This is a genomic window from Labrys sp. HAY1-8F (genome assembly GCF_056754975.1).
Genome location: NZ_JBPGWZ010000001.1, coordinates 1,614,733 through 1,632,803 on the forward strand (window position 1 = coordinate 1,614,733; position 18,071 = coordinate 1,632,803).

Annotated in this window: 17 protein-coding genes; 4 read left to right on the top strand and 13 right to left on the bottom strand. The window is 63.2% G+C overall.

Annotated elements, in window-relative coordinates; genetic code table 11:
• The first annotated feature begins 19 nt into the window (after nt 1-19).
• From ACR9ZN_RS07460 to ACR9ZN_RS07470, 3 genes are all read left to right on the top strand, one after another.
• Nucleotides 20-1,069, top strand: coding sequence for an ornithine cyclodeaminase (locus ACR9ZN_RS07460; RefSeq protein WP_481271800.1), 1,050 nt, complete (start codon nt 20-22; stop codon nt 1,067-1,069).
• Between the two features lie 203 nt (nt 1,070-1,272).
• The gene (gene ctlX / locus ACR9ZN_RS07465) at nt 1,273-2,205 is read left to right on the top strand and encodes a citrulline utilization hydrolase CtlX (protein ID WP_481271801.1); all 933 of its coding nucleotides are present in this window, start codon (nt 1,273-1,275) and stop codon (nt 2,203-2,205) included.
• 395 nt (nt 2,206-2,600) lie between these two features.
• A complete protein-coding gene (locus tag ACR9ZN_RS07470) occupies nt 2,601-5,180 on the top strand; it encodes an NACHT domain-containing protein (protein ID WP_481271802.1) in 2,580 nt (859 codons plus the stop codon).
• 301 nt (nt 5,181-5,481) lie between these two features.
• Here ACR9ZN_RS07470 and ACR9ZN_RS07475 read toward each other — a convergent pair whose 3' ends face one another.
• The 8 genes from ACR9ZN_RS07475 to ACR9ZN_RS07510 all read right to left on the bottom strand — a co-directional run bounded on the left by ACR9ZN_RS07475 (nt 5,482) and on the right by ACR9ZN_RS07510 (nt 11,641).
• A complete protein-coding gene (locus ACR9ZN_RS07475) occupies nt 5,482-5,739 on the bottom strand; it encodes an arginase family protein (protein ID WP_481271979.1) in 258 nt (85 codons plus the stop codon).
• Nucleotides 5,740-5,827: 88 nt separating this feature from the next.
• Entirely contained in the window at nt 5,828-6,268 is a 441-nt protein-coding gene (locus tag ACR9ZN_RS07480; protein WP_481271803.1) for a DMT family transporter, read from the bottom strand.
• A gap of 143 nt (nt 6,269-6,411) precedes the next feature.
• On the bottom strand, nt 6,412-7,371 hold the full coding sequence (locus tag ACR9ZN_RS07485) for an arginase family protein (RefSeq protein ID WP_481271804.1): 960 nt from the start codon (nt 7,369-7,371) through the stop codon (nt 6,412-6,414).
• 74 nt (nt 7,372-7,445) lie between these two features.
• The gene (locus tag ACR9ZN_RS07490; protein WP_481271805.1) at nt 7,446-8,138 is read right to left on the bottom strand and encodes an ABC transporter permease; all 693 of its coding nucleotides are present in this window, start codon (nt 8,136-8,138) and stop codon (nt 7,446-7,448) included.
• Nucleotides 8,135-8,824 carry an ABC transporter permease gene (locus ACR9ZN_RS07495; protein WP_481271806.1) on the bottom strand — a complete coding sequence of 230 codons (690 nt, stop codon included), beginning with the start codon at nt 8,822-8,824 and terminating at the stop codon, nt 8,135-8,137. The genes ACR9ZN_RS07490 and ACR9ZN_RS07495 overlap by 4 nt, the downstream gene beginning before the upstream one ends.
• 6 nt (nt 8,825-8,830) lie before the next feature.
• The gene (locus tag ACR9ZN_RS07500) at nt 8,831-9,610 is read right to left on the bottom strand and encodes a transporter substrate-binding domain-containing protein (protein ID WP_481271807.1); all 780 of its coding nucleotides are present in this window, start codon (nt 9,608-9,610) and stop codon (nt 8,831-8,833) included.
• 102 nt (nt 9,611-9,712) lie between these two features.
• Nucleotides 9,713-10,483: an ABC transporter ATP-binding protein gene (locus tag ACR9ZN_RS07505; RefSeq protein WP_481271808.1), complete on the bottom strand. Its 771-nt coding sequence runs from the start codon at nt 10,481-10,483 to the stop codon at nt 9,713-9,715.
• Between the two features lie 246 nt (nt 10,484-10,729).
• On the bottom strand, nt 10,730-11,641 hold the full coding sequence (locus ACR9ZN_RS07510; protein WP_481271809.1) for a LysR substrate-binding domain-containing protein: 912 nt from the start codon (nt 11,639-11,641) through the stop codon (nt 10,730-10,732).
• A 96-nt stretch (nt 11,642-11,737) separates the two neighbouring features.
• Here ACR9ZN_RS07510 and ACR9ZN_RS07515 point away from each other — a divergent pair, with 96 nt between their 5' ends.
• The gene (locus tag ACR9ZN_RS07515) at nt 11,738-12,151 is read left to right on the top strand and encodes an NUDIX hydrolase (protein WP_454817005.1); all 414 of its coding nucleotides are present in this window, start codon (nt 11,738-11,740) and stop codon (nt 12,149-12,151) included.
• A gap of 18 nt (nt 12,152-12,169) precedes the next feature.
• On the opposite strand, the gene ACR9ZN_RS07520 is transcribed toward ACR9ZN_RS07515, so the two are convergent.
• From ACR9ZN_RS07520 to ACR9ZN_RS07540, 5 genes are all read right to left on the bottom strand, one after another.
• Nucleotides 12,170-13,150, bottom strand: coding sequence for an ABC transporter permease (locus ACR9ZN_RS07520; protein WP_454817003.1), 981 nt, complete (start codon nt 13,148-13,150; stop codon nt 12,170-12,172).
• On the bottom strand, nt 13,147-14,205 hold the full coding sequence (locus ACR9ZN_RS07525; RefSeq protein WP_441771624.1) for an ABC transporter permease: 1,059 nt from the start codon (nt 14,203-14,205) through the stop codon (nt 13,147-13,149). Before ACR9ZN_RS07525 ends, ACR9ZN_RS07520 begins: the two co-directional genes overlap by 4 nt.
• A complete protein-coding gene (locus ACR9ZN_RS07530) occupies nt 14,195-15,724 on the bottom strand; it encodes a sugar ABC transporter ATP-binding protein (RefSeq protein WP_481271810.1) in 1,530 nt (509 codons plus the stop codon). The genes ACR9ZN_RS07525 and ACR9ZN_RS07530 overlap by 11 nt, the downstream gene beginning before the upstream one ends.
• Before the next feature lie 169 nt (nt 15,725-15,893).
• Complete coding sequence (locus tag ACR9ZN_RS07535; protein ID WP_434960003.1) at nt 15,894-16,922, bottom strand: sugar ABC transporter substrate-binding protein; 1,029 nt, start codon at nt 16,920-16,922, stop codon at nt 15,894-15,896.
• Between the two features lie 151 nt (nt 16,923-17,073).
• A complete protein-coding gene (locus ACR9ZN_RS07540) occupies nt 17,074-18,069 on the bottom strand; it encodes an ABC transporter permease (protein ID WP_454816997.1) in 996 nt (331 codons plus the stop codon).
• Between the last annotated feature and the right edge of the window lie 2 nt (nt 18,070-18,071).

Here is an 18,071-nt window from a genome sequence, read left to right on the forward strand (position 1 = left end):
ACCGTTCCGGGATCCTTCGATGACCGCTCCCCTGCCCTCCGAGAAGGCGATGGTGCCTTTCGTCAGCGTCGACAACATGATGCGCCTCGTCCACCATCTCGGCATCGAGCGGGTGCTGGCCGAATTGACCGACCTGATCGAGGAGGATTTCGGCCGCTGGGAGAGCTTCGACAAGACCCCGCGCGTCGCCAGCCATTCGCGGGACGGCGTGATCGAGCTGATGCCGACTTCGGACGGCACCATCTACGGCTTCAAATATGTCAACGGGCATCCCAAGAACACCGCCGAGGGCCTGCAGACCGTCACCGCCTTCGGTCTGCTCGCCGATGTCGCCACCGGCTATCCCGTGCTGCTGACCGAGATGACGCTGCTGACGGCGCTGCGCACTGCGGCAACCTCGGCCATGGCCGCCCGCCACCTCGCCCCCAAAGGCGGCAAGGTGATGGCGATGATCGGCAATGGCGCCCAGGCCGAGTTCCAGGCCCTCGCCATGAAGGCGGTGTGCGGCATCGACACCGTCAGGCTCTACGACATCGATCCCAAGGCGACGCAGAAGACCGCCCGCAACCTTCAGGGCAGCGGCCTCACCGTCATCCCCTGCACCTCCTCGCAGCAGGCGATCGAGGGCGCCGCCATCGTCACCACCTGCACCGCCGACAAGCAGTTCGCCACCATCCTCACCGACAACATGGTCGGCCCCGGCATCCACATCAACGCCATCGGCGGCGACTGCCCCGGCAAGACCGAGCTGCACAAGGACATCCTCCTGCGCGCCGACTGCTTCGTGGAATATCCGCCGCAGACCTGGATCGAGGGCGAGATCCAGCAGATGGACCGCTCCTACCCGATCACCGAGCTCTGGCAGGTCGTCACCGGCCAGGTGCCGGGCCGGCGCGACGAGCGCCAGATCACTTTGTTCGACAGCGTGGGCTTCGCCATCGAGGACTTCTCGGCCCTGCGCTACCTGCGCGCCCAGATCGTCGGCACCGATTTCTACCAGGAGCTCGACATGATCGCCGATCCCGACGACCCGCGCGACCTCTTCGGCATGCTGCAGCGCGCCCGCTGAGGCGAGGCCTTTACCCTCCCCTGGAGGGGGAGGGTCGGACGAAGTCCGGGGTGGGGTGGCCTTCTTCGCGATGAAGGGACGCTGTCGCCACCGCCTGAGCATTTTCACCCCACCCCGGCCTTTCAGGCCGACCTCAGGCCATTCCAAGTGGAATGGCCGACACCCTCCAGGGGAGGGTGTAGACTCGACGCCCCGGAGCCCCCATGTCCAAGCGCCCTGCCTTCTCGGTCCAGGCCCCCTCCGCCGTGGTGATGGTTCGCCCGCACCACTTCACCGTCAACACCGAGACGGCCGCCGACAATCATTTCCAGGTCGCGGGCAGCGGCGGCGAAGACCTCGCCCCGCTCGCCCATGCCGAGATCACCCGCGCCGCTGAAACCCTGTCGGCCCACGGCGTCACCGTGCATCTCTTCGAGGACGAAAGCCGGACAACCCCGGATTCGGTGTTTCCCAACAACTGGTTCTCCACCCATGCCGGCGGCCATGTCGCCCTCTATCCGATGAAGGCGCCGAGCCGGCGGCGCGAGCGCCGGGCCGACGTCATCGAGATGCTGAAGACCGATTACCGCGTGCAGGAGGTCATCGACTATTCCGGCCTGGAGCCCGACGGCCTGTTCCTGGAAGGCACCGGCGCCATGGTACTCGACCATATCGACAGGGTGGCCTATGCCGTGCGCTCCGACCGCACCGACCCGATCGCCCTCGAGCGCTTCTGCACCCATTTCAACTTCGAGCCGATGGCCTTCGACGCCCGCGACGACAAGGGCGCCGCCATCTACCACACCAATGTGCTGATGTGCGTTGCCACCGATTTCGTGCTGATCGGCCTCGACATGATCGTCGACCGCGCCCGCAAGGCCGAGATCGTCGCCCGCCTCGAACGCTCCGGCCGCGAGGTGCTGGCCCTGAGCAACCGCCAGATCGAGAACTTTGCCGGCAATGCAATCGAATTGCAGGGCAAGGACGGCCGCCTCCTCGCCCTCTCGACCACGGCCCTGGCGGCCCTGACGCCCGAGCAGCGCGAGATCATCGAGCAGAGCGCCAGCTGCGTCGCCCTCGACATCCCCACCATCGAACGCGCCGGCGGCTCGGTGCGGTGTACGCTGGCAGGGGTGCATCTAACGCCGAGGGGGTGAAAGTAGATTGGAGGGACTGGAGGGCCTGCTCCGTCTTGCTTCTAGCTCGATTGAGACGAGGCCGTTCAGTTTACTTTTTAAATACCCTTGCAGAGAAGTCGGCATTTACGAGGAACGATCTAGTCCGAAGGCGGCTCCGTCCCCTGACGGTCGCGCTTGCGCCACCAGTTAGCTGTTCCGAACGACGAGCGTGATCCTCGAAGTTGTCTACATTCAGACTGGAGCAATCTGGTTGTCAAGCGCCCCATCTGGTAGTCACATACTTTATTGTATACTCTTCGCGAACCGAAAATTATCTCAATAAATGGGGGTTGCTTTGACATTCGCTTGTTTAAGCAACCGTGCTCCCATAGAATAAAGGATATGGCTCACTTCGGCGGTTGTGCAGGTACCAGATGAATCAGGCGGTTGTGACAAATAATGCTTCTGTCGAATTTCTCGACGAGAAATTGCTCCCGCGCGCTATCGGACGTCTGTTCTCGATGAATAACTATGACGTACGCTACGGAGTCGAGATCAATGGTGCCGAGGTAGACGTTGTGGCATCCCCTAAGGGTGACCCGTTTGCTTCGGAGATTTATATTGAGGCTACCGTACAATACGTTGATGTTACAAAGTATGGAAAAGATATGACTAAGTTCTCGTTAATCCGAGAACTTAAACCCGGATCAACATGTGTTTCCATATCGACTAAGGGCTTCACACCGTCAGTGGCGGAAAGGGCCTCGAAGACAAGAATTTTAACATACACATATGACGAGCTATTTACTCGCTTTGAGAAGTTTGCGCCATATGTGGACTCAGCACTAGCGAGTTCAACTGTTGCCTCGCTTGTTTCCGATTATGAAGAACCGTTCTTGCGTGACGCAGTAGGCGAACATCTTGCGACGGAATGGCTCAACGATTGGATTAAAAGCGACAGTCACGCCTCTAAATGGCTAGTTATTTTAGGCGAATATGGAACCGGCAAGACTTCACTTACTCTTGTGCTTAGAGATCAATGGTTAAGAGCCTACAAGGCCGACCCAACCAGCCCAATTCCTATTCGCATCGAACTTAAGAATTTTGGACGTCAGTTTGATGCTCGATCTCTTCTTCATCATTTCTTGGATACCAATGGTCTTTCCCACATTCCAATGGAGTTCATGCGACACCTTATTGCAACAGGCCGGGTGGTTCTTCTACTCGATGGATACGACGAAATGGCACAATTCCTTAATGCACGTGAAAGGCGGGCTTGCCTCAGTGCTTTGGCGGAATTGTCGTCTGAGGGAGCCCGCGGTATCCTTACAAGTAGACCAAATTACTTTACAGAATCGGAAGAACTTAATGTATTTGATGCTCTTTATACATCTCTGGAGAAGAATAAGTATTATTTGAGCGAGATGGATCGGATTGTCCTTGCAGGAGAACGTTCCATAGATCGACTTCTCGAAAATTACGTCCTGAACAGAAGGGAGAGGTACCTAAGAGACCTGGATGAAGTTCAAACTCAGTCGCTCGTTCGGAAAAAATTGGAGGGTGACACTGAAGGGCAGCAATTAGTTCTTAGCATGCTGTCGCAGATTTTTCGTGATTCTGTTGGCGGATCTAGGCAATCTCTCGGAGGAAAGCCTGTAATTGTTTCTTTTTTGCTAGAACTCATTGACGATATTCGTAAAGATCCGGCAGGATTAGCTGCAGAGAGCTTGACAGAATGGAAAATATACAAACTCATCATTGACCGACTTATGATAAGAGATCTTCACAGATCTCCTAGTTTGGATCCGGAGATGAGACGCCAAGCTCTTCAGCGTCTAGCATTCACTTTGTCTCAGCAAAACATCCTTTCTGCTGATGAAGAGACGTTCATGCAAATTATAGATGAGGTATTTAAATCCGCTCTCCGACGACTTAGTCCTGAAGAGAGACGATCGAGGCGAGACGAATTTTTTCAAGACCTTCGTAGCTCAGCAACACTGACACGCAGGGAGGAGGGTCCCGACGGATGGCTCTTTTCGCACAATTCACTCCGTGAGTATCTAGTCGCGGAGTCGATGATCGGAAAGGTATTGGCAAGCCACTTATCTGGATCTACTCCACCAATCTCGGACGCCATGCGCTCGTTTGTGGCATCTTTGCCTGAAGCGATCCGGAACGAAGTCATAGATAAACTACGGGATCTTTGGCCCTTAAGGGGAAGTTCGCCAATTGGATCATACCTTTCATTGTGTTGGGATCTATTACGTCGGCATTCAAATGGTTTGAACGCCGCTTTGGCTTACGTATGCGGTGGCGGAGGAACTGGTTCACTTAATCTGTCAGATATTAACATAGAATCTATCGGGCTGAGCCGTGAAGAGCTTGGTGTCTCAGCAATTGCAATCTCGGCGCGGAACTCCGCATTCATACGGTCGAGCTTTTCTGATCTCGACTTAAATGGCAGCGACTTTCAAGATGCAGTCTTCGATGGTGTAATTTTTAAAAACTGCATGCTGTCCTCTACAAAGTTCGTCGACTGCTTGCTGTTCGAATGCGAATTCGAGTCTGTGGCGTTGGAGGGAGCTGACTTCCGCGGAATCGATCGCGACAGCAACTTTCTGGTCCGGCAGGGAGATCGAAATCTCGGCCTTAGCGGCGATGCCGCGATCGGGTATTTAGCTTACCACGGCGCGCTCGCTGATGCAGTTGAACCATTCTACGTTTGGCAGAACCATCCGAGATTCCCGATTGTTTTGAAAATCTGCGAGAACATTGCAGATCAAAAGAATAGTCAGCGACGTGGCTTAACCCAGCGCGGCGTTGCTCAAGGTGACCCTAAGTTTGCCAGAGCCTTCCTCGACTTTATGATAAGTGCGGGATTGGTCTCTCTTTCCCATACGGACCTTGTGTCTGCCACACCGGAAGGAAGGAAAGCGATACCACTTTTCATTGAACGTAGCATCCTGCCGGAAGGCCTTGTTGCCTTCTTGAATAATTGGCGACCTTCGAGCTAAGTATGTGAAGATTCATCTGGAGGCGGTCGCCGCGCCGCCGAAATTAATCATAAGCTCGAGGCTGCGATTTGTCTTGTCAGCACACATTGCGGTCCGCTTGTGGAAGAATTTCTAGGTGAGACGGTGCCATCTAAAGCCTGAGACATACCATTCCGTCTTCCTCCCCCATTTTAGCTTTTCCGCGGTTCGCATCTGAACGACCCAATTGCTAAGACTTCTCGAAGTCGGTACAGACGAAATACTTCTTTCGAGGGACGATACTGCCCCATCAGGCGCCGGCCCTGCACCGGCGGCCGTCCTCTCACCCCTCCCCCTCTGCCTTGCAATCACCCCTAGCGCCGTGGTGATCACCCGCGCGAGGATCAGCGCGCCGATCCCTCCACAATCCCTCGGGCATGAATTCCAAGAAGTCCATCGCCTCGATGCGGTCGCGGCGGGCGGCACCCTTGATGAGGTCGACGAGCTGGTAGTCGCTCAGACCCCCCGGGGCCCGGCCGATGACGCCGGGCACCAAAGCCGGGTCGTGGGCGTCGGCATCGATGCAGCTGCCTTCGGGGATGAGGTCAACAGCCGCCTCGACACCCCGCGGTGCAGGTCATGGGCCGGCACGAATTTCACGCCCCAGGCCAGCTCATTCTCATAGTCGCTCATTGCGGCCGAGGCGATGCCACGCGCCTATGCCTGATCAATGCCGGCAACACCAAACCAGCAATGATAAGAGCCGCGCCCCAGATGTCGTAATCATGCAGGCTTTCCCCGAGCAGGAGATAGGCGAGCAGGGCCACGAAGACGGTCTGCAGATAAAGCAGCATGCTAGCACGGCCGGCGCCGAGCGCCTCGACGCTGCGATTGTAGAGATAATACATCAGCGCGCCGCCCGGCCCGGCCAGATAGGCGAGCGCCAGCAGGCCATTCGCATTCAGGGCCGAGCCGCCGCCGGTCAGCTCCCACAGATAGAAAGGCGGGGTGGCAAGGGCGCCGGCGCCGAGCAGAACCACCACCGTGGGCAGCAGGGGGATGCCGAATTTGGAACGGCGCAGGAGCACGGTGTAGGGGCCCCTGCAGAAGGCGCTGCCGACGTTCCACAATTCGCCGGCACTGAACTGCAGCCCCAGCAGCGCGCCGAGATCGCCATGGGCGACGATGACCAGCGTGCCGGCCGAAGGCTATGAACGGCGGCACTTCTTATGAACAGCCACCGGCTCTCCACCGGCGGCCGTCCTCCCGCTCCTTACACCCGCTGCCGTGCAATCACCCCCAGCGCCGTGGTGATCACCCTGGCAAAGGTCAGCGCCCCAATCCCGTCCACGTCGCGCTCGGGCATGAATTCCACGAAGTCCATCGCCTCGATGCGGCCGCGGCGGGCGGCGCCCTTGATGAGGTCGACGAGCTGGTAATAGGTGAGGCCCCCCGGGGCGCGGCCGATGACGCCGGGCACCAGGGCCGGGTCGAGGGCGTCGGCGTCGATGCAGATGACGATGCGGCTGCCTTCGGGGATGAGGTCGAGGGCGGCCTCGACGCCCTGGCGGTGCAGGTCGTAAGCCGGCACGAATGTCACGCCCCAGGCCAGCGCATCCTCATAGTCGCTGGTCGCGGCCGAGCCGATGCCGCGGGCGCCCACCTGGATGATGCGCTCGATATGGGGCATTTCCGATGCCCGGCGCATGGTGGAGGAGAGGCCGAGGCGCTCGTCCATATGCACCTCGCGCCAGTCGATATGGGCATCGATCTGCAGGATGGTGTAGCGGGCGCCCTCCTCCGCCCCCAGGGCTTCGAGCATGGGGATGGGGATGGAATCATCGCCCCCCAGCACGATCGGCACCGCGCCGCGGGCGCGGATGGTATTGACGGCGACGGCGATGGCGGCGCGGTTGGCGGCACCGTCATTCTCGTCATAGGGCAGGTTGCCGCAATCGACGGCGCGCAGGCGCGGCTCCGGGAAGACCTTGCCGCCATTGTCGAAATCGTGGCGGTCGAGATTGGCGGTGAGGGCCGCGGTGGCGCGGCGCAGGGCGTCGGGCGCGTTGCGGCAATAGGCGCCGACGGAGCGATAGGGCGTGGCGCAGGGCACGCCGATCAGGGCGATCGGGGCGGTGAGCGTGGCAAGGTCGCGGCATTCCTGCAGGCCGAGGAAGGTTTGCGTATCGGCCGCCGCGCCGAACAGCGCGCCGAGATCGGCTTTCTGGTTCATGATGGGGATCCTCTATGCGGGCCGCCCGCGGGCGGCATCGGGTTGGAAAAGCGGGGGATGGCCGGCGGCGAACCTCAGGACGGGCGGACGTCGAGGTAGCCGGCCCAGCGGCGCTCGACGAGACGGAAGGCGCCGACCAGGACGAAGGTCAAAGTGAGGTAGACGATCGCGGCCGCGACATAGGGCTCGAACTGGATGTAGTAGTTCAGCGTGATCATGCGGGCGACGCCGGTGGTCTCCAGCAGGGTGACGGTGCTGGCGAGCGAGGTGGCGTGCAGCATCATGATGGTCTCGTTGCCATAGAGCGGCAGCGCCCGGGTCAGCATCGCCGGCACCAGGATGCGCCGCGCCCGCGTCCAGCCGGACATGCCATAGGCGGTGGCGGCCTCCACCTCACCGGGCGGGATGTGGCGCAGGGCGCCGGCGAAGATCTCGGTGGTGTAGGCGGTGGTGTTGAGCACGAAGGCGATCAGCACGCAGACAAGCGGGCTGGAGAGCCAGGGCCAGAGCAGGCTGGCGCGCACGAGCTCGAACTGGGCGAGGCCGAAATAGATCAGGAAGAGCTGCACCAGCAGGGGGGTGCCGCGGAACACCAGCGTATAGGCGAAGACGAGGTGGCGGATCAGCCGGTTGGCGCTGTTGCGCGCGAAGGAAAGCGGGATGGCGAGGCAGAAGGAGATCGCCAGGGAGGCGACGGTGAGGGTCAGCGTCAACTGGGCGCCCTCGGCATAGAGGCCGAGATTTTCGGCAATGACGTCCCAGTTCATGGCGCCAGCTTCCTTGTGCCGAGTTCGTAGCGCCGCGCCAGCCACGCCAGCACCAGCATGGAGAGGATGGTGATGGCGAGATAGAAGCCGCCGGCGACCAGGTAGAAGGTGAAGGGCTTGCCGGTGGCCTCGGCCGCCCCCTTGGCGCGGAACATCACATCCTGCAGGCCGATGAGGGAGACCAGCGCCGTCGCCTTGACCAGCACCAGCCAGTTGTTGGTGAAACCGGGCAGCGCCAGGCGGATCATCTGCGGCAGCACGATGCGGGTGAAGGTGCGGGTGCGCCCGAGCCCATAGGCCTCAGCCGCCTCGATCTGGCCACGGGGGATGTTGAGAAGCGCGCTCTTGAAGGTCTCGGTCATGTAGGCGCCGAAGATCAGCCCGAGCGTGGCGATGCCCGCCCCGAGCGGGGAGAACTCGACATGGATGTCGAAGCCGAGCCATTCGCCGAGCTGATCGATGAAGGAGGGCAGGCTGTAGAAGACCAGCAGCATCATCACCAGATCGGGGATGCCGCGCACCACGAAGGTGTAGATCCCCGCGAGCGCCGCCAGCGTCCTATGGCGCGAGACCTTGCACAGGGCCGCGCCGAGGCCGAGGAGAACGGCCACCACCAGCGAGGCGAAGGCCAGCAGCAGGGTGATCGCCCCTGCCGCCAGGATCGTGCGGACGAAATCGAGGATCATCTCCGGTCATTCGCCGAAATATTTGGCGTCCAGCGCCTTGAGTTTGCCGTTGTCCCTGAGGACGGCGAGGCCCTTGTTGATCTCGGCCACCAGGGCGGTGTTCTTCTTGCCGATGGCGATGGCGACGCCCTCGCCGAACTCCTTGGCGTCCTTGCCGGTGAGCTGCGGGCCGACCAGCTCGTAATCCTTGCCGGCGTCCGACTTCAGGAAGCTGGCGCTGATCTGGGCCTGGTAGCTGATATGGAGCTCGGCGCGGCCGGCGGTCAGCTCCAGATAGGGCGCGCTGCCGGTGTCGTAGCGCTTGATGGTGGCCTTGGGGAAATGGCTGGTGACATAGGCGTCCATCGGCGTTCCCGTCTGCACCGCGATGGTCTTGCCCGCCATGCCCTCGGGCGTGAACTCGTAGGACGAGCCCTTCTTGGCCACGAAGCGGAAGATCGGGTGGTTGTAGATGTCGGAGAAGGCGATCACCTTGCGGCGCTTCTCGGTGACGGTGAGCTGGGAGATCAGCGCATCATATTTGCCGTCGATCAGGCCGGGGATCATGCCGTCCCAGGCGGCATTGAAGATGTCGCAATCGAGCTTGGCGGCCTCGCAGATCGCCTGCATCAGCTCGACGTCGTAGCCGACCAGCTTGCCGTTGGCATCGATCGATTCGAAGGGCGGGAAGGTGGCGTCGGTGGCGATCTTGATCTTGTCGGCGGCCTGGACGCTGAGGGCCTGGGCGCCGGAGGCGGCAAGGCCGAGCAGGAGGGCGGCGACGGCGTTTCTGAAGCGAATGCTCATGATGGGTCTCTCGGGATGGGATTTGTCGTTGTGGAAGCCGGTTTCCACCGGCCTTGGTGGGGTCGATTTACCCTCCCCTGAAGGTGGAGGGTGAAGCGATGGCTAGTGCTGCAAACGCCCGGCAAGGAATTGCCGCAGCCTGTCGCTGCGGGCATCGGTGAAAACGGCTTCGGGCGGGCCCTCTTCCTCGACGGCGCCGTTGTGCAGGAAAACGACGCGGCTGGAGGCATGGCGCGCAAAGCCCATCTCATGCGTCACCACGATCATGGTGCGGCCCTCCTCGGCGAGGGCCTGCATGACCTTGAGCACCTCGCTCACCAGTTCCGGATCGAGCGCCGAGGTCGGCTCGTCGAACAGCATCACGTCGGGGTTCATGCTGAGCGCCCGGGCGATCGCCACGCGCTGCTGCTGTCCGCCGGAGAGATGGGCGGGATAGCGCTGCAGCACCTCCTGGCCGAGGCCGACCTTGGCGAGATTGGCCCTGGCCCGCTCGGTCGCCTCCGCCTTGGAGACGCCCAGCACGCTGATCGGCGCCTCGACGACGTTGTCGATCACGCTCATATGCGACCACAGGCAGAAATTCTGGAACACCATGGCGAGGCGGCTGCGCATGCGCTGAAGCTGTCTCTTGTCGGTGGCCCTGAGGAAGCCGTCGCCATCCCTGACCGTCTTCAGCGCCTCGCCGTCGATGACGATGCTGCCGGCGGTGGGGCGCTCGAGGAAATTGATGCAGCGCAGGAAGGTGCTCTTGCCCGAGCCGCTGGCCCCGATGATGCTGATGACGTCACCGGCCGCGGCCTGGAGCGACACGCCCTTGAGGACCTCGACCTTGCCATAGGATTTGCGGATACCGTCCACGGCCAGCTTGTGCATGCTTCTTCCCAATCCGGCCGCGTTCGTCCGCCACCAAGACCCCTCTCCTGCGCCGGGCTTGTCCGCCCATCGCCACGGTGCTCATAAAATCAGAAGGCCGGCCTGGGGCAATTGATATTTGATCATCAAATAGATGACGTCATTTCATCTATTGTGCATTTCCAATGCATATTGCCTGCGAAGGAGGCATCGCCTGGCGGCGTATTCGGTCAATTCCTGAACTAGTCTCAACTGTACACCATCCAGTCAACCGATCTGCCAGGCGGCGGCATCCTTGCCGAAGCGCGCCAGCAGCCAGCGCAGGAAGAGCCGCACGCCCGAGCGCTGCAGGCCGGCATGGGTGGAGACGACATACCAGCCGCCGAAGGCGTCGATGGCGGTGGAAAAGGGTCGCAGCAGCGTGCCGTTCCTGACGTCCGCGCCCGAGAGCGTGTCGCTCGCCAAAGCGACGCCGGTACCGTTGATGGCGAGGTCGATCGCCATGCCGAGATCGCTGCAATAGAGATGGCGGCTATAGGGTCCGAAGTCGCGCTCGCCGGCCTCGGAGAGCCAGCGCCGCCATTCCGAGCCATCGTCCCAATGCAGCAGGATGGCGCTGCGCAGCTCCACCGGGCTGGTGATGCGCCGGCCGATGCGCTGGAACAAGGTCGGGCTGCAGACGGGCATGATGCTGACATGGGCAAGCTGTGCCGACCATTTGTCGTCCCAGCCGCCGGCGCCGAAGACGATGCCGATATCGGCATCCACCAGCTCGTGGATGCGGTGGTTCTCGGTGAGCTTGATATGGCATTCGACAGCAAAGTGGTCCTGGCAGAAATCGGCGAGGTTCTTGGCGAGCCAGCCGCTGGCGAACATCGGCGGACAGGCGATGCCGATGCGTCCCCCATCCTGGTCCGCCTCGGACAGGCGCAGCGCGGTGTTGGTGATGTCCTGCAGCGCGGCCGAGACCGTCTTGGCGAAGACACGGCCGGCATCGGTGAGCACCACCCCGCGCCCGGCCTTGTGGAAGAGCGGATAGCCCAGCACTTCCTCCAGCCGCCGCAGCTGGTGGCTGACGGCGCTGTCGGTCAGGGCAAGCTCCCCGGCGGCCCTGGTCAGGCTTTCATGCCGCGCCGCCGCCTCGAAGGTGCGTAGCACGCCGAGCGGCAGGTTACGCATCGCCGCGCCCCGTCATGACGCCAGCCTGGCCTTCATCCTCCACCTCGGATCTCCCAAAATATGGATGGCGGCCGGGATATCACCTAGGATGGCGCCATGTCCTCCCCCGATGCGATTCGTATTGCAGCCGCCGTCATCGTCCGTCCCGACGGTATGACACTCCTGGTCAGAAAACGAGGGACATCAGCCTTCATGCAGCCGGGCGGCAAGATCGAGCCCGACGAGCAGCCCCGGCAGGCCCTGTGCCGCGAGCTCGCCGAGGAGATCGGCCTCGCGGTCGATCCGGCGCGCCCTGTCTATCTCGGCCGGTTCGAAGCCCCGGCCGCGCATGAGGACAACCGGATGGTCGAGGCCGAGATCTTCCGCCTCGACATCGCCGAGCCGGTCGCCGCCACCGCCGAGATCGAGGAAATCGCCTGGGTCGACCCCAGCGCACCTGGCCCGCTGCCCCTCGCCGCCCTGACGCGCGACCATGTGCTCGCCCTCGCGGCGGCGCCCGGTGCGGGCTAGCCTTCTGCCGAATCCGTCTCAGCTCTCGCGCCGGCCGGCAAAGGCCAGCAGCAAGGCGAGGAAGATCAGGACGCCGGCGCCGACCTGCTGCCAATAGAAATTCCAGCCGATCAGCAGGAGGCCGTTGGAGACGAAGCCGAACAGCAGAACGCCGAGGATCGTGCCGGGAATGCTGGCGCGCCGGTTACGGCTGAGCGAAGTACCGATGAAGGCCGCGCCGATGGCGTTGAGCAGATAGGCATTGCCCGAATAGGGCACATAGGCGTTGACGTTGGACGACAGCAGGATGCCGGTCACGGCGGCGACGGCGCCGGAGAGGATATAGACGATCGCCAGGATCCGCCGCACCGGCAGGCCGGAATAGCGCGCGACCTCCTCCTGCGTGCCGACGGCGAGGACCGTGCGGCCGAAACTCGATTTCTCCAGGAGGAGCCAGGCGCCGAGCGCCAGCACCGCGACGAGAAGCAGCGAGACCGGCACCCCGAGGAGGGTGCCATGGCCGATGAAGGCGAGCGCGGGCGGTATGCTGCCGGCCGGCACATAGACGGGATTGCCACCATCGGTAGTGAGCTGCTGGAGACTGTGGCCGATAAACAGCGTGCCCAGCGTCGCCAGGAAGGGCGTGATCGACAGCCGCGCGATCAGGACGGCGTTGAAGAGCCCGCTGCCGATGCCCGCGCCGACGCCATAGAGGCAGGCGAGCGCCACAGGCTGGCCCGAGGAGACCGCCGAGACGAAGGCGAGGCTGCCGAGATCAACCGCCGTGCCCACCGACAGATCCGTGCCGCCCGAGGCCACCGTCAAGGTCATGGCGATGGCGACGATGGCCGTCAGGGCGACATTGTTGACCAGCACGCCGGTGATGTTGCCAAGCGTCAGGAAGCCCGGCGCCAGCACGGAGAAGACGGCTACGACCAGCACGAGCGCCAGCGGAATGCCGAAGCGCAGCAGTTCGGATGCCGGCCGGAGGCGCGGCCCTTCGGCTCCAACGGCGCTCATGACGCCCTCCTGCGTGCGAGATTGGCGGTGGCGGCGACGACGGCCAGGATCAGCACGCCTTCGATGCCGTTGACCCAATAGGTCGAGACATGGAGGAGCTGGAACCCGTTGGTGAGCGCGCCCAGGAAGACGGCGGCGAGCAGCGTGCCCGCTACGGTCGGCAGCAGCCGGCGCGAAAACATGAAGCCGAGAAAGGCGGTTGCCACCACCGGCAGCAGCATGTCGCCCGAGCCCCCGGTCGCGCCATTGAGGAAGGCGACCGAAACCACGCCGGCCAGCCCGCCCAGCAGCCCGCTGGCGATATAGGACAGCGCGACATAGCGATGGATGGCGATGCCGGCGGCCTTGGCCGCCTCGCGATGCCCGCCCACCGCATAGGCGCGCAGGCCGAAGGGCGTGAGATGCAGCAGCACGGCCAGCAGCGCGCACAGGGCAAGGAGCAACCAGCCGAGCACGGGAATGTCGAGCGGGCCGGCCAGGCCGAGCCAGTCGATCAGCGGCGAGGTGGCGGGAATGGTGGTGTTCTCGGTCACCACCAGTTCGAGCCCGGCGCAGACATTCATGGCGGCCAGGGTCGCCAGCAGAGGCAGGATCCGCAGCCAGACCACGGCAAGCGCGTTGACCAGGCCGACGAGGAGGCCGACGCCGAGCGCGGCCGCCACGCAGGTCGTGTCAGAGAAGCCGGCCTGGTTGAGCAGGGCAAAGACGGCGGCCGAAAGCCCGAGCGTGCCGGCAAGGGAGAGGTCGATGCCGCCGGCGATCACATCCGAACCGCCGGTGATCAGCACCAGCGTCAGGCCAAAGCCCAAGATGCCCAGCACCGCCGATTGCGACAGGATGAGGCCGATATTGGCGGGCGAGACGAAGGAGGGCACGTTGACAGCGAAGAAGGCCATCACAGCCAGGAAGAAAAGCAGCCCGCCGGCCCGGACCAGGCGCGCGCCGGCGCCTCCCGCCAGATCACGCCAGCTCGCACCGGCCCTGGATTCATGAGGCTTGGGGTGGATCGAGGCCGATGTCGCGGATGCAACCGCTTCCAGGGTTTCATGCGGCATGGCTGGCTCCTTCCCCGGGATCGGCGCCCGTCAGGGCCGCGGCCAGCAGCTGGTCGGACGAGGTGGCCGCGGTCTCGTAGGTGCCGACCACGGCGCCGCGATGCATCACCAGGACGCGGTCGCACACGCCCAGGAGCTCGTCGAGATCGGCAGAGAGCAGCAGGATGCCCGCCCCCTCCTCCGCCAGCTCGGCAATAAGGCGATAGATCTCGGCCTTGGCCGCGACATCGACCCCGACCGTCGGCTCGTCAAGCACATAGATGTCGGAGCGACGGGCCAGCCATTTGGCGATCACCACCTTCTGCTGGTTGCCGCCGCTGAGGGTGCGCACGGCTGCGTCCTGGCCGCTGGCCTTGATCTTGAGTGCCTCGATCAGCTTCGACACTTTCGAACGCTCGCCGGAGCGGTCGAGCCAGCCCAGGCGCGTGATCTGGCAGAGGCTGGCGAGTGTGGCGTTCTCGCGGATGGAGAGGCCGAGCGCCACGCCCTGGGCCCTGCGGTCCTCCGGCACCAGAGCGAGACCCGCCTGCGCCGCCGCCACGGGGCTGGAGAGGCGCCGCGCACGTCCATCGACCTCGATGGTGCCCGCCCGCGCCGGCCGCAGTCCGAACAAGGCCTGGACGAGTTCCTTGGCTCCCGAGCCGAGCAGCCCCGTCAGCCCGATCACCTCGCCGCGATGCACCGTCAGGGACACATTGGCAAAGGCCGGCGGCGCACCGAGGCCGGCAAGGGACAGCACGGGCTTGCCGCGTTCGGCGCGATGCTTGGGGAACAGGTCCTTGACGTCGCGATCGACCATCAGGCGGGTAATCTCGCTGATGGTCGTGCGCGAGGGCTCGAGATGGGCGACATCCCGGCCGTTGCGCATGATTGTCACGACATCGCAGATGCGTTCGATCTCGGCCAGGTAATGCGAGATGTAGATGCTGGTCAGGCCGCGCGCCTTCAGTTGCGCGATGGCGGCAAACAGGCTCTCGACCTCGCGCTTGGCCAGCGCCGCCGTGGGCTCGTCGAAGATGATCAGGCGGGGCTTGGCCAGCAGCGCACGCGTGATCTGGACGATCTGCTGCTGCGCCGTCGACAGGTCGCGGATGAGTGCGCCGCGAGGCAACGTGATGCCGAAGAAATGCCGCAGGGCCTCGTCCGCGCGGCGCTGCAGGCTCGGCTGCCAAACGCCGAGGCGCGACCCCACGGTTTCGCGCCCCAGGAACAGCGCTTCGCCGACCGTCGCGGTCGGCACCAGCAGCCGGTCCTGGTGGATGAAGGCGATGCCGAGTTGCTCGGCCTTCTGGGGCGAGAGATGATCGAGCGGCCGGCCCTCGAATTCGATGCTGCCGGCTTCCGGGCTGACGAGACCGGCCAAAGCCTTGATCAGGGTCGACTTGCCGGCGCCGTTCTGCCCGACCAGGCCGTGGACGGTGCCGGGCGCGACCACGAGTGAAGCGTCATCGAGGGCCCGGGTCGGTCCGAAGGTCTTGACGAGGCCGCGCATGGCCAGAACGGGAGATATGGATGTCATGGCGTCGATCACCGGCCAGCTCAGCCCTTGCTCAGAGGAATGCGGCACGGGACCGGCCACGAGGAAGAGCCACCCCATCCGGGCTTGCGGATGGGGTGGCTGGGCAGGATGGTGTCAACGAGGGCACCCTGCGGGGTTGGTCGGATGCGGGTCGATCAGGTAATGGCGATCAAGCCTGGCCGAGCTGCTTTTGCACCTCGGCGGCGTTCTTCTTGTTGGCGATGACGGCCGGCAGGAAAGTCTGCGAGGGCAGCGTGGTATCGCCGTTGAGATAGCGGGCGAGGTTCAAGACCGCCTGGCGGCCGATGACCGAGGGCTGCTGGGCCGCCACCGCACCAGCCGGCGCCTTGGGATCCTTGACCAGCGCCAGCACTTCGGGGGTGCCGTCGACGCCATAGGTGAGGATCTCGCTGCGCCCTGCGGCGATCAGGGCCTGGGTGGCGCCGAGTTGGGGAATGTCCCAGGCCGACCAGATCGCCGAGATCGACCCCTTGTCCGGATATTTGCTGAGCAGGGCGGTGATCTGCGCATAGGCGTCCTGCACCGTGTTGGGGATGACGTCGCGCAACTCGGGCTGGATAATTTTCACCTCGGGATAATATTTGAGGACGTTGCGCAGCTGGGTGTAGCGGATCTCGCAGACAGGAACGCCCGAAAAGCCGTTGAAGACGACGACATTGCCCTTGCCGCCGATATCGGAGACCAGCTGCAAGGCGAGCTGGGCACCCAGGGAGAAATTGTCCGAGGTCGCCGTGTTGATGACGTTGGTCGAGGGCAGGTCGACTGAAAAGACCGGGATGCCGGCCTGGCGCAGCTTCTTCAGCCAGGGGTCGACGACCGAGAGGGTGCCGAGCGTCTGGATCACCGCATCCGGCTTTTGCGTCACCAGCGTCTGCAGCTGGCTGACCAGCGTCTTGTCGTTGCGCCCGGCATCGAGCCCGATCGGCGTACCGCCGAGTTCCTTCACGGTCTCGACCTGGGCCTGATAGGCCTTCAGGTCGAAGAAATGGTCGGTACCCGCGACGCTGATCGCGATGGTCTTGCCCTTGAGGGAGGGCAATCCCGCTTCAGGCTTGGCCGCTTCCGGTTTGGCGGCATCGTCGGCCCGGGCAGTGCCGCCCAAGGCTGCGGCGGCAGCCAGGGCCGAGCCCATTTTCAGAAGCGAGCGGCGCCCGAGCGGCGTGGAGGAAGTCGTCATCGTGTCGGTCCAGCTTTGATCTCAGCCCGTCTGTCGAGGCCTGGTCAGAGCACACACGTTTGCCGATTATATGTCAACTAAATTTATAGACTTAATATATTGGAATCATCGAGCGCTTCCCAAGCCGACCGTGAGGATGCCCATCGGCCGCTCATCCGGCTGCCGCCAGCGGGTCGCGCAGCCTGGTGATGGCATCGACCAGGAAGTTGCAGGCCACGAAGATCGCCGCGGTGAAGATGGTGGTGCCGATCACCACGGGAAAATCCCCGTCCAGCGCGGCATTGATCGCCAGCCTGCCGACACCGTCGAGGCCGAAGATCTGCTCGGTCACGATCGCCCCGCCCATGATCACCGCCAGTTCCAGCCCGGCCAGGGTGATGATGGGATTGAGGGCGGCCTTGAGCGCATGGCCGACCTGGACGCGCCATTCGCTCAGGCCCTTGGCCCGGGCCGTGCGAATATAGTCCGCTCCCAATACGTCCAGCATGGCCGCCCGCACCACACGTTGGAAGATGCCGATCTCCGCGATCGCCAACGTCAGCCAGGGCAAGGCCAGATGACGAGCCCATTCGAAGGGATTGTCGAAGAAGGGCACGTAGCCGCTGCTCGGGAACCAGTCGATGCCCACGGTCGAGAGCTGGTAGAACAGGAAGAAGGACAACAACATCCCGCTCAGGAAGGTGGGAACCGACAGCCCGACATAGGCGATGGCCGCCAGAGCATGGTCGAGCAGGGAGCCGGGCCGCCGCGCCGCCAGGATCCCCAGCACCAGCGAGACCGCCATCCAAATGATCAGCGCTCCCAAAGCGAGCGAGAAGGTCACGGGCACCTTGTCGAGGATCAGCTCGGTGACGCCTGTCTGTTTGCGGAAGGAATAGCCCAGACCCGGCGGCCAGTGCGCGAGCCCCATCGCCGCCCCCTGGATGTCCGGACCGCGATAGAGATATTGCCAGAGCTGGACATGCCAGGGCTCGTCGAGGCGCAGCGCATGGGCGACTGCATCGATCGCCTGCTGATTGGCATTGCGCGGCGCCAGCATCACCGCCGGATTCTGATAAGCGAGGCGTGTGATGAAGAAGGCGATGACGAGGACGATCACCAAGGTGGTGACCGCCCTGAAGGCCAGGCCGAGAATGAAGCGCAGCATGA

Excerpts from the sequence above, each read along its gene's own strand:
- ACR9ZN_RS07460 (WP_481271800.1), top strand. The coding sequence starts at position 20 with ATGACCGCTCCCCTGCCCTCCGAGAAGGCGATGGTGCCTTTCGTCAGC.
- ctlX (WP_481271801.1), top strand. The coding sequence starts at position 1,273 with ATGTCCAAGCGCCCTGCCTTCTCGGTCCAGGCCCCCTCCGCCGTGGTG.
- ACR9ZN_RS07470 (WP_481271802.1), top strand. The coding sequence starts at position 2,601 with ATGAATCAGGCGGTTGTGACAAATAATGCTTCTGTCGAATTTCTCGAC.
- ACR9ZN_RS07485 (WP_481271804.1), bottom strand. The coding sequence starts at position 7,371 with ATGAACCAGAAAGCCGATCTCGGCGCGCTGTTCGGCGCGGCGGCCGAT.
- ACR9ZN_RS07490 (WP_481271805.1), bottom strand. The coding sequence starts at position 8,138 with ATGAACTGGGACGTCATTGCCGAAAATCTCGGCCTCTATGCCGAGGGC.
- ACR9ZN_RS07495 (WP_481271806.1), bottom strand. The coding sequence starts at position 8,824 with ATGATCCTCGATTTCGTCCGCACGATCCTGGCGGCAGGGGCGATCACC.
- ACR9ZN_RS07500 (WP_481271807.1), bottom strand. The coding sequence starts at position 9,610 with ATGAGCATTCGCTTCAGAAACGCCGTCGCCGCCCTCCTGCTCGGCCTT.
- ACR9ZN_RS07505 (WP_481271808.1), bottom strand. The coding sequence starts at position 10,483 with ATGCACAAGCTGGCCGTGGACGGTATCCGCAAATCCTATGGCAAGGTC.
- ACR9ZN_RS07510 (WP_481271809.1), bottom strand. The coding sequence starts at position 11,641 with ATGCGTAACCTGCCGCTCGGCGTGCTACGCACCTTCGAGGCGGCGGCG.
- ACR9ZN_RS07515 (WP_454817005.1), top strand. The coding sequence starts at position 11,738 with ATGTCCTCCCCCGATGCGATTCGTATTGCAGCCGCCGTCATCGTCCGT.
- ACR9ZN_RS07520 (WP_454817003.1), bottom strand. The coding sequence starts at position 13,150 with ATGAGCGCCGTTGGAGCCGAAGGGCCGCGCCTCCGGCCGGCATCCGAA.
- ACR9ZN_RS07525 (WP_441771624.1), bottom strand. The coding sequence starts at position 14,205 with ATGCCGCATGAAACCCTGGAAGCGGTTGCATCCGCGACATCGGCCTCG.
- ACR9ZN_RS07530 (WP_481271810.1), bottom strand. The coding sequence starts at position 15,724 with ATGACATCCATATCTCCCGTTCTGGCCATGCGCGGCCTCGTCAAGACC.
- ACR9ZN_RS07535 (WP_434960003.1), bottom strand. The coding sequence starts at position 16,922 with ATGACGACTTCCTCCACGCCGCTCGGGCGCCGCTCGCTTCTGAAAATG.
- ACR9ZN_RS07540 (WP_454816997.1), bottom strand. The coding sequence starts at position 18,069 with ATGCTGCGCTTCATTCTCGGCCTGGCCTTCAGGGCGGTCACCACCTTG.